The sequence below is a fragment of the Bacillus sp. FMQ74 genome, from assembly GCF_001875785.1.
Taxonomy (GTDB): domain Bacteria; phylum Bacillota; class Bacilli; order Bacillales; family Bacillaceae; genus Bacillus; species Bacillus stercoris.
The window spans coordinates 26628-36840 of the sequence record NZ_MOEO01000019.1 but is presented as its reverse complement, the minus strand read 5'-3'; the positions used below and the strand labels follow the sequence as shown (position 1 = coordinate 36840).

The window sequence follows — 10213 nt, the reverse complement described above, 5'->3', positions numbered from 1 at the left end:
TCATTTCAGACGGTGTTTCCGTCAACATTCTGATTCGGGAATTCGGGGAGCTGTACAACAACCGGACCCTTCCGGCGCTTCACATTCAATATAAAGATTATGCCGTATGGCAAGAAGGATTTAAAACAGGGGACGCGTACAAAACGCAGGAGGCGTACTGGCTGAAGCAGCTCGAGGGCGAGCTGCCAGTGCTGGATCTCCCGGCTGATCAACCCCGCCCGCCGGTGCGAAGCTTCGCGGGTGACAAGGTCTCATTTACGCTTGATCAAGAAGCGGTATCAGGTCTTCACAAGCTGGCACGGGAGAACGGAAGCACACTGTACATGGTGCTCCTTGCGGCCTACACAGCGTTATTGTCACGCTTAAGCGGACAGGAAGATATCATCGTCGGCTCGCCAATTGCCGGCCGGCCGCACAAGGATCTTGAGCCGATACTCGGCATGTTTGTGAACACGCTGGCGCTGCGGACACGCCCGGAGGGCGGGAAGCCATTTGTACAGTATTTGCAGGAAGTGCGCGAGACTGCATTGGAAGCTTATGAGCATCAGGATTATCCGTTCGAAGAGCTTGTCGATAAGCTTGAATTGACAAGGGATATGAGCAGAAACCCGCTGTTTGATGCCATGCTAGTTGTTCAAAATAATGATAACGAGCCATTGCAACTGCATGATTTGCAAATGAAACCGGTACAAGTTTCTCATCTCGTGTCTAAATTCGATTTGACATTACAAGCATCTGAGGGTGACGAAACCATCCATTTCATTTTTGAATATTCAACAGCACTGTTTGAGAAAACCACCATTGAACGCTGGGCGTCGCACTTGACAAATATACTTCGCATCATCGGCAAACATCCGGAGGTGACACTCAACCATATCGACATCCTGACACAAGAGGAGCGGAACCAGCTGCTCAATGAGTTTAACACCGGGCAAGCGAATCAGTACGAAGTACAAACAATCAGTCAATTGTTTGAACAGCAAGCTGCACGAACACCAAAAGCATCTGCACTTGTCAGCGGAGACAAAACACTGACTTATCAAGAGTTGGACGAGTGGTCAAATGGAATCGCACGTACATTGCGTAGCCGAGGTGTTAAACCGGACACACCAGTAGGCATCATGATGCATCGTTCGTTCAATATGGTAGCAGCCATACTTGGTGTGTGGAAAGCCGGAGGCTGTTACGTGCCCATTGATCCTGCATACCCGGCGGAAAGGAAACGCTATATCCTAAGCGACAGCGAAATGAAACTGCTAATGACAATAAATGAAGCGGATTGGGGAGAACTTGCTGATTTTGAAGGGGAGATCTTGACGATAGAGAGCGCGGAGGCATATGACAAATCGCCGCTGCCGCAAGTGTCGTCTGCCCATCATTTGGCTTATATCATTTATACTTCAGGAACGACGGGTCGTCCAAAAGGGGTGATGGTCGAGCATAAAGGCATCGCCAACACGCTTCTGTGGCGGCGAAACACTTATGCATTCAACGAGACAGATGCCATCCTGCAGCTCTTTTCTTTCTCATTTGACGGCTTTTTAACTAGTATGTTCACACCGCTTTTGTCAGGTGCAAAAGCAGTTCTGCTTCATGAAGAGGAAGCGAAGGACATTCTGGCCATTAAGCATCAGCTGTCTCGTCACCGGATTACACATATGATTATTGTGCCTGTTTTATATCGAGCGCTTTTGGACGTAGTGCAGCCGGCAGATGTAAAGACACTTAGAGTCGTCACACTAGCGGGAGAAGCAGTTGACCGCGAATTGATCCACCGCAGCTTGGCCATTTGTCCGCATACCGAACTCGCCAACGAATATGGACCTACAGAAAACAGCGTGGCAACAACCGTCATGAGACATATGGAAAAGCAGACATGCGTAAGCATCGGCCAACCGATTGACGGGACTCAAGTACTGATTTTAAATAGCAGTCATCAGCTTCAGCCAATCGGTGTTGCGGGAGAACTTTGTATAGCTGGAACAGGGCTTGCAAGGGGGTACGTCAATCTTCCGGAACAGACAGAGAGAGCCTTCACAAAGAACCCTTTCAAACCTGAAACACGAATGTACCGAACAGGAGACGCCGCCAGATGGATGGCCGACGGAACACTCGAATATCTGGGAAGAATCGATGATCAAGTCAAAATCAGAGGATACCGTGTAGAAACGAAAGAAATTGAATCGGTCATCCGTTGTATAAACGGTGTACAAGACGCCGCAGTAGTTGCTCATGTAACAGCGTCAGGACAAACCGAATTAAGCGCTTATGTTGTGACAAAACCAGAGTTGAGCACAAATACTGTACGCTCGGAATTACAAAACAAGCTGCCGGTGTTTATGCACCCTGCGTTTATTGAAAAACTGGATGCACTTCCTTTGTCACCAAACGGAAAGCTGGATCGCAGAGCACTTCCGAAACCCGTATCGAAGAGCGGAGCTGAACGTCCATTCCTCGCCCCAGCCAGCAAGATGGAACAAATACTGGCGGATATATGGACAGAAGTACTGGGGGCAGAAAAAATTGGAACTGCTGATTCGTTTTTTGAACTTGGAGGAGATTCGATCAAAGCGTTACAGGTATCCGCGCGGCTTCATCGGATAGGAAAGCAAATGGCAGTAAAAGATTTGTTTAGCCATCCGACCATTCAAGAATTGGCAGCTTATATCCGTGATTCAGATACAAGTTCCAGCCAAGCTGCGATTGAGGGAGACGTACAATGGTCGCCTGTTCAGAAATGGTTTCTTTCTCAACATATAAAAGAAAGACACCATTTTAATCAGTCCGTTATGCTGCATCGGAGCACTCCTGTACAAGAGGAAGCACTTCGTAAAACGTTAAAAGCAATAACGAGTCATCATGATGCGCTGCGGATGGTATTTACACAGAATGAACAAGGAAAGTGGAGACAATATAATCGGCCGCTCAGTCATTCGGACGACGCGCTGTACGGCCTTCAGATTATTGATTTGTCGGCTTCGGACGGCACTGATGGTCATAGGCCTTATGAACCTCTTATCAAAACCCATGTACTTGATATTCAGCAGAAAATGGATTTGAAGAATGGTCCGCTGCTGCAAGCCAGTCTTTTTCACACAATTGACGGTGATTTCTTATTTTTATCTGCTCATCACCTCGTTGTTGACGGTATTTCGTGGCGAGTGCTGCTTGAAGATTTGGCTTTAGGCTATCACCAAGCTGCCGGCGGGGAAGAGATCCAGCTGCCGCCTAAAACAAGTTCATTCAAAGCGTACACAAAAAAGCTCTCATACTATGCCGAAAGCCAGCAGCTTATGAAACAACTTAAGTATTGGCGCGAAACCGAAGAATATCGAACAGAGGCACTGCCTTTTGATCAAATCGCCGAGACTAGAGTACATGTGGGACAACGGTCCACGATTTCGTTTACCTTAAACGAGAAAGAGACAGCTGCGCTCTTAAAAGACGCCAACAGCGCATATAACACTGATACGCAGGACATGCTGCTGTCTTCTGTCATTCTTGCGCTGCACCATTGGACCAATCGATCCGCCTTCAAACTATCATTAGAGGGACACGGGCGAGAGGGTGTATTAGACGGGATAGATGTGAGCCGTACGGTTGGATGGTTTACCGCCATTTATCCGTTATTGGTTAAACTGAACACAGACTTTCCAGATTCGGAAGAATACATGGTTCATGTGCTAAAAACAACAAAAGATACACTGAGACGCGTACCGGACAAAGGATTCGGCTACGGTGTCATTAAATACTTGACGCCGCCTGACAAAAAAGACATCGATTTCATACATGCGCCAGAAATCAGCTTCAATTATCTGGGGCAATTTGAAAGCAGCAGCCCAGCTGAAGCACCTGAAGAAGACGCCTTCTCATTCTCTCCGCTGGGTGCAGGGGATGATATCAGCACAACATGGAATCGTGAACAGTTACTGGATATCAGTGCAATCGCTGCAGAAGGGAAAATGACTGTCAATATGACTTATGACACTACCCGTTTTCAGCATAAAACCATCGAACAGCTTAGCGAAAAATGCCGTCAATTTTTATTACAGCTGATTGAACACTGCCAAAACAAAAGAGAAACAGAAAAGACTATCAGTGATTTCGATGATCAAGAACTAACCGAGGACGCCCTGCAAGAGATTGCTGATATGCTCAGTTTTCACTAATGAATCCGTGAAGAAAGGTGCAGACATTATGGATAACATCAAAAAAATTAAGAACATTTATCCTCTGAGTCACATGCAGGAGGGAATGCTCTTTCATTCCTTCCTCCGTAAAGAGGAGGGAGCATACGTTGAACAGTCGCTCTTCACCATTAAAGGAAGCCTCAGCTATGAATGGTTTCAGCGCAGCATTCAAACCATCATCGACCGCCATGACATTTTCAGAACCGTTTTTTTGCCGCACGTCCCGCATTTGTCGGGACCTCGGCAAGTCGTGATGACAGAACGCGAATTTCATTTGTGCAGCGAAGACATTTCCCATCTGCCACCAAACGACCAGAATGAGTATATTGAATGCTTTAAGGAAAGAGACAAACAAAAAGGCTTTGATTTGCAAAAAGACATGCTGATGCGGATTTCTCTGTTCAAAACAGCTAAAGATGAGCATGTCTGTGTCTGGAGCCATCATCACATTTTAATGGACGGCTGGTGCCTTGGCATCGTTCTTCAGGAATTTATGCAGATTTATCAATCTATCTGTACAGGTAAAACACTTTCTTTAGCCCCTGTCCGTCCATACAGCACCTATATTTCCTGGCTGACAAACCGTGACAAAGAAACAGCGGCGGAGTACTGGGATTCATATTTAAAAAACTACAGCACCCCATCACCGCTGCCTCGTGTGTCTGATGAAGAAACAAAAGAGGGGTATCTCCGTGAAGATTTGGTATTTTCATTAAGTAAGTCACTGACTGACAAGCTGAAAGAGACTGCCAAACAACACGGCGTCACCCTCGCTACCCTAATCCAGGCCGTCTGGGGCGTTATGCTCCAGCAATATAACCGCACCGACGACGTTGTATTTGGTGCGGTTGTATCAGGCAGACCGTCAGAAATTCCGGGCGTGGAGCAAATGATAGGATTGTTTATCAATACCATTCCGGTTCGCATTAAAACACAGCAAGACGAAACGTTCCAAGAACTGCTCAGACGATGCCAGAAAGAAATGCTGGAAGCTGAGCCGTTCACCTGCCAGCCTCTATTTGATATTCAGGCAAACACCGCATTAAAACAGGAACTGATTGATCACATTATTGTCTTTGAAAACTATCCGATACAGCAGAAAATCGCCGATTCCGCGGATTCACCACTGCAAATCGATCAAGTGAAGGTATCTGAGCAATCAGGATATAACTTTAATCTAGTCGTTGCTCCCGGCGAAGAACTGATCATCAAATTCAGCTATAATGCGTTCATTTACGATGCTGCCTGGATTAGCTGTATCAAAAGGCAATTTACACAAGCGCTAAGCACAGCGGCCCATCACCCTGATACGCCAATTGCTGATTTTTCTTTTCTTGATGCTACAGAAAAAGAGCAGATTGTCACACAGTTCAACAATACAAAAACAGAGTATCCAAAGAATCATACAATTATCGATTTATTTCGAGAACAAGCAGAAAAAACGCCAGACCATACCGCACTTGTGTATGGGAATATGTCTTTTTCGTATGAAGAGCTTGATAAACGCTCTAATTCACTCGCCGGAGAGTTATGTCAAAAAGGGTTTCGGAAAAACGAGACAGCCGGAATATTGGCTGCTCATTCTCCCGAATTCATGATCAGTGTGCTTGCCGTTTTAAAAGCAGGGGGAGCATACCTCCCGCTTGATGCTGAGCTCCCTCCTGAACGAGTCAGCTTTATGCTTGAGGAAACGCAAGCAAAAATGCTGATTGTTCAAAAGGGGCTGGAGCAAAACGCTGCGTTCTCAGGAACATGTATCATTTCAGATGCGCAGGGATTGTTGAAAGAGAACGATCCTATCAACATCAGCTCCAGCCCGGATGATCTTGCATACATCATGTATACCTCAGGATCAACAGGCCGGCCGAAAGGTGTCATGATCACCAATCGCAATGTCGTGTCCCTTGTCAGCAATAACAATTATACGTCTGCGTCTGGTGATGACCGATTTATTCTGACTGGATCTATCAGCTTTGACGCCGTCACCTTTGAAATGTTCGGGGCGCTTTTACATGGCGCAAGCCTTCATATCATTGATAAATCGACACTGCTGTCACCTGATCGGTTTGGGGCATATTTGATTGAAAATGGCATCACAGTGCTATTTTTAACGACAGCTCTTTTTAATCAGCTGGCACAGGTACAAGCAGACATGTTCAGCGGGCTCCATACGTTATATGTCGGAGGAGAAGCACTCTCTCCTGCGCTGATGAATGCTGTCAGACACGCCTGTCCTGATCTCGCGCTTCATAATATTTACGGACCTACGGAAAACACGACATTTTCAACCTTTTTTAAGATGAAAAGAGACTATGCAGGGCCGATTCCGATTGGGAAACCAATCAGCAATAGCACCGCTTATATCTTAGATGCAAAAGGGCAACTTTTGCCAATAGGCGTTCCCGGCGAGCTTTGTGTAGGCGGCGATGGAGTCGCTAAAGGCTATTTGAACAGAGATGACCTGACAAATGCTGTTTTTTCTCCACATCCTTTCTTGCCTGGAGAAAAAATATACCGTACCGGTGATCTGGCGCGCTGGCTGCCCGATGGAAACTTAGAATACATCAGCAGGATCGACAGGCAGATCAAAATCCGCGGAAAACGAATTGAGCCCGCCGAAATTGAAGCGCGTCTGTTAGAAATGGAAGGCGTGCAGGAAGCGGCAGTGACAATGAGAGAAATTGACGGAGAGGGACAGCTGTACGCTCATTACGTCGGCGATGACAAACGAACAGAAAAGGAAATACGTGTCGATTTGGCGCGTGTGCTTCCAGACTATATGATCCCGCAGCACTGGGTGCCTGTGAAACGGATGCCGCTTACTGGAAACGGAAAAATAGACCGCAGCGCTCTTCCTATTCCAGAAAATAAGCCTGACAAACGGAAGGACATCACATTGCCAAGAAACTTGGTTGAGGAAGAATTGGCGAACATTTGGAAACAAGTTCTCGGTGTTAACACAATCAGTATTGATGATGACTTCTTTGCTCTAGGCGGACATTCACTAAAAGCGCTGCAGGTCATACACACACTGAAGCACCAGCAGCAAATTGATATACCGATTGATTTGTTATTCGAACATCCGACAATCGCTCAGCTTGCCAAAACACTTTACTCTAAACAGCTGACAGCCGCAAATGAACAGCATGTGATCAAATTGAACCAGCACGGCGTGCAAAACCTATTCTGCTTCCCGCCGATATCAGGATTTGGCATTTATTTCAAAGACCTTGCTTTATTGCTGAATGACAAGGCATCTGTCTACGGATTTCACTTTATTGAACACGACACCCGCATTGAACAATATGTTAATTGCATCACGGACATACAGCCTGAAGGCTCATACGTTTTATTAGGCTACTCCGCAGGCGGAAATCTGGCTTTTGAAGTGGCACAGGCTATGGAGCGCAAAGGATTGGAAGTCAGCGACTTCATTATCGTGGACGCTTATCTAAAAAAACAATCTTTGCCTATCGATACCAGGAATGACGAATCTGCAGCATATCTGCCTGAAGCGGTCAGAGAAAAGGTGATCAAGAAAAAAAGAAACTATCAGGCATATTGGGCACAATTGCTGAATGAAGGGCGCATCAAAGCAAACATTCATTTCATTGAAGCTGGAATTCAAACCGAAACCAGCGGGCATACAGGCTTGACGAAATGGGAAGGCGCCTGCGGAACCTACAGTGAGTACACGGGCTTTGGCGCTCATAAAGACATGCTGGAAGGCACATATGCTGAAAAAAATGCTGACATCATCCTCGACATAATAGACAAGATCGCTTTAAATAACGCGATACTGCAAAAACGATAAGCGAATTAGCGGACAGAGGCATGCATTCTCTGTCCGTCTTTCTTTTTGTATCAAGAATGGATAAAGGACACTAGGGAATGATAACATCATCCTTTTTCTTGGAGGCTTCTCATGGATCACCTATCTTTTCTTACATTTATCATGCTGATTCTAGCCAGTTACAGGCTGACACATTTGATTGTATTCGACAAAATCACAGAATTTATCCGAAAACCTTTTATGAAAAAGAAAAGGATTGTTGATCAAAACGGGCATGTAGACGAAAAAAGCGTGCCGGCTTCTAACTTTGGATACATGCTCAATTGCTACTGGTGTGCCGGTGTTTGGTGTGCCATCTTGATCGGACTTGGCTATCTTTTTTTGCCTCGTATTGCAATACCGCTTATCTTTATTTTAGCCATCGCCGGAGCACAAGCGATCCTAGAAACGGCTGTCGGTGTCGGCGTAAAACTCATTGATGTGTTAAAAAACCTGCAAACCATGATGAATGATAAAAAGTCCTAAAAGCGGCTCACAACATGCTTTAGGACTTTTTTCGTTTATTTAGTGAGATAGACATAAATCCTGATTTCTTCATTCTGTTAATCACCCTTTTATAGCCCGGGAATACCGTAATAGCGAATAGTGAAAGTGATGTAATGGGGGAGAAGAAACAGAATGAAGGTTTGCCAAAAGTCGATTGTCCGTTTCCTTGTCAGCTTGATCGTCGGAACGTTTGTCATCTCCGTTCCGTTTATGGCCAATGCGCAGTCTGACAGGGAGCTGAGAGCCGTATGGATAGCTTCCGTATTGAACATTGATTGGCCGTCAAAAAAAGGGTTATCGGTTGAAAAGCAAAAGCAGGAGTATAGCAAACTGCTGGATGATGTACAAAAAATGGGGATGAATGCCGTTATTGTTCAGATTAAACCAACGGCTGATGCCTTTTATCCGTCCGCTTACGGACCTTGGTCTGAATACTTAACAGGTGTCCAAGGGAAAGACCCGGGCTATGATCCGCTTGCATTTATGATTGAAGAAACCCACAAACGCAATTTGGAATTTCACGCCTGGTTTAATCCTTACCGTATTACGATGAATCATACAGATCTTAATAAATTGTCTGAAGATCACCCGGCAAGAAAACATCCAGACTGGGTTGCCGCCTACGGAAACCAGCTGTATTACCATCCAGGCATCCCAGAAGCGAGAGATTTTATCGTTAAAGGCATTGAAGAAGTCGTCAAACATTATGATATCGATGCCGTTCATATGGATGATTATTTTTACCCTTATAAAATAGCGGGAAAGGAATTTCCTGATCAAGCACAGTATGAACAATACGGAAAACACGCTTTTTCTAATATTGATGACTGGCGGCGGGACAATGTGAACCAGCTTGTCAAACAAATCAACCAAACAATTAAAGCTGCAAAACCGTATGTCAAATTTGGCATCAGTCCCTTTGGCGTATGGAGAAACGCCGCTGATGACCCGACCGGATCGAATACAAAAGCAGGCGTCAGAAATTATGACGACCTATATGCAGACACAAGACATTGGATCCAAGAAGGTGACATCGATTATATCGCTCCGCAAATTTATTGGAGTATCGGCTTTAACGCAGCGGCTTACGACGTGCTGGCTGATTGGTGGAGCAATGAAGTTAAAAATAGGCCTGTTCACTTATATATTGGCCAGGCAGCATATAAAATCAATAACAATTTTGATCCGCCTTGGTCCGACCCCGAGGAATATGTGCGGCAAATCACTTTGAACCAACAGCTTGAGCTGGTGAAAGGAAGCATGCATTTCAGCCTCAAGGACCTCAACAAAAATCCGCTTGGCATCAAAGACAGGCTCATCACTGATCTTTACAGCAAGCCGGCATTGGTTCCACAAATGCCTTGGCTTGACAGAACCGCTCCAAAAAAACCGAAGCTTACGAAAGTCATCGAAAACAAAAACGGCAATCTTCTGCAGATTAAAGACCATCCATCAAATCAAAAAACGAAAGAAACAGCCTATTATGCAATATACAGAGCCGAAGAGAAAAAGCACAAAACATTGCTGGCAACGCAAAGAAAAACACATGAGCAGCAAACCTTCTTAGATAACACGGGAGATCCTAACAAGAAATATACGTATTATGTCACATCAGCAGACCGGCTTCATAACGAAAGCAAGGCTTCCAAACGAACAACAAAATAAGAAATGAGAAGGACGGCTT

4 protein-coding genes are annotated in these 10213 nt (G+C 45.4%); all 4 read left to right on the top strand.

What is annotated here, in order from left to right:
• The coding region (locus tag BLL41_RS21295; protein ID WP_141770219.1) for a non-ribosomal peptide synthetase at positions 1-4169 on the top strand (4169 nt) is incomplete at its 5' end.
• 7 nt (positions 4170-4176) lie between these two features.
• The gene (locus BLL41_RS21290) at positions 4177-8004 is read left to right on the top strand and encodes a non-ribosomal peptide synthetase (protein ID WP_083428095.1); all 3828 of its coding nucleotides are present in this window, start codon (positions 4177-4179) and stop codon (positions 8002-8004) included.
• A gap of 111 nt (positions 8005-8115) precedes the next feature.
• On the top strand, positions 8116-8508 hold the full coding sequence (locus BLL41_RS21285; RefSeq protein ID WP_071579331.1) for a DUF1360 domain-containing protein: 393 nt from the start codon (positions 8116-8118) through the stop codon (positions 8506-8508).
• Positions 8509-8661: 153 nt separating this feature from the next.
• Positions 8662-10194 carry a glycoside hydrolase family 10-like protein gene (locus BLL41_RS21280; RefSeq protein ID WP_071579330.1) on the top strand — a complete coding sequence of 511 codons (1533 nt, stop codon included), beginning with the start codon at positions 8662-8664 and terminating at the stop codon, positions 10192-10194.
• Positions 10195-10213: the final 19 nt, after the last annotated feature.

Excerpts from the sequence above, each read along its gene's own strand:
- BLL41_RS21285 (WP_071579331.1), top strand. The coding sequence starts at position 8,116 with ATGGATCACCTATCTTTTCTTACATTTATCATGCTGATTCTAGCCAGT.
- BLL41_RS21280 (WP_071579330.1), top strand. The coding sequence starts at position 8,662 with ATGAAGGTTTGCCAAAAGTCGATTGTCCGTTTCCTTGTCAGCTTGATC.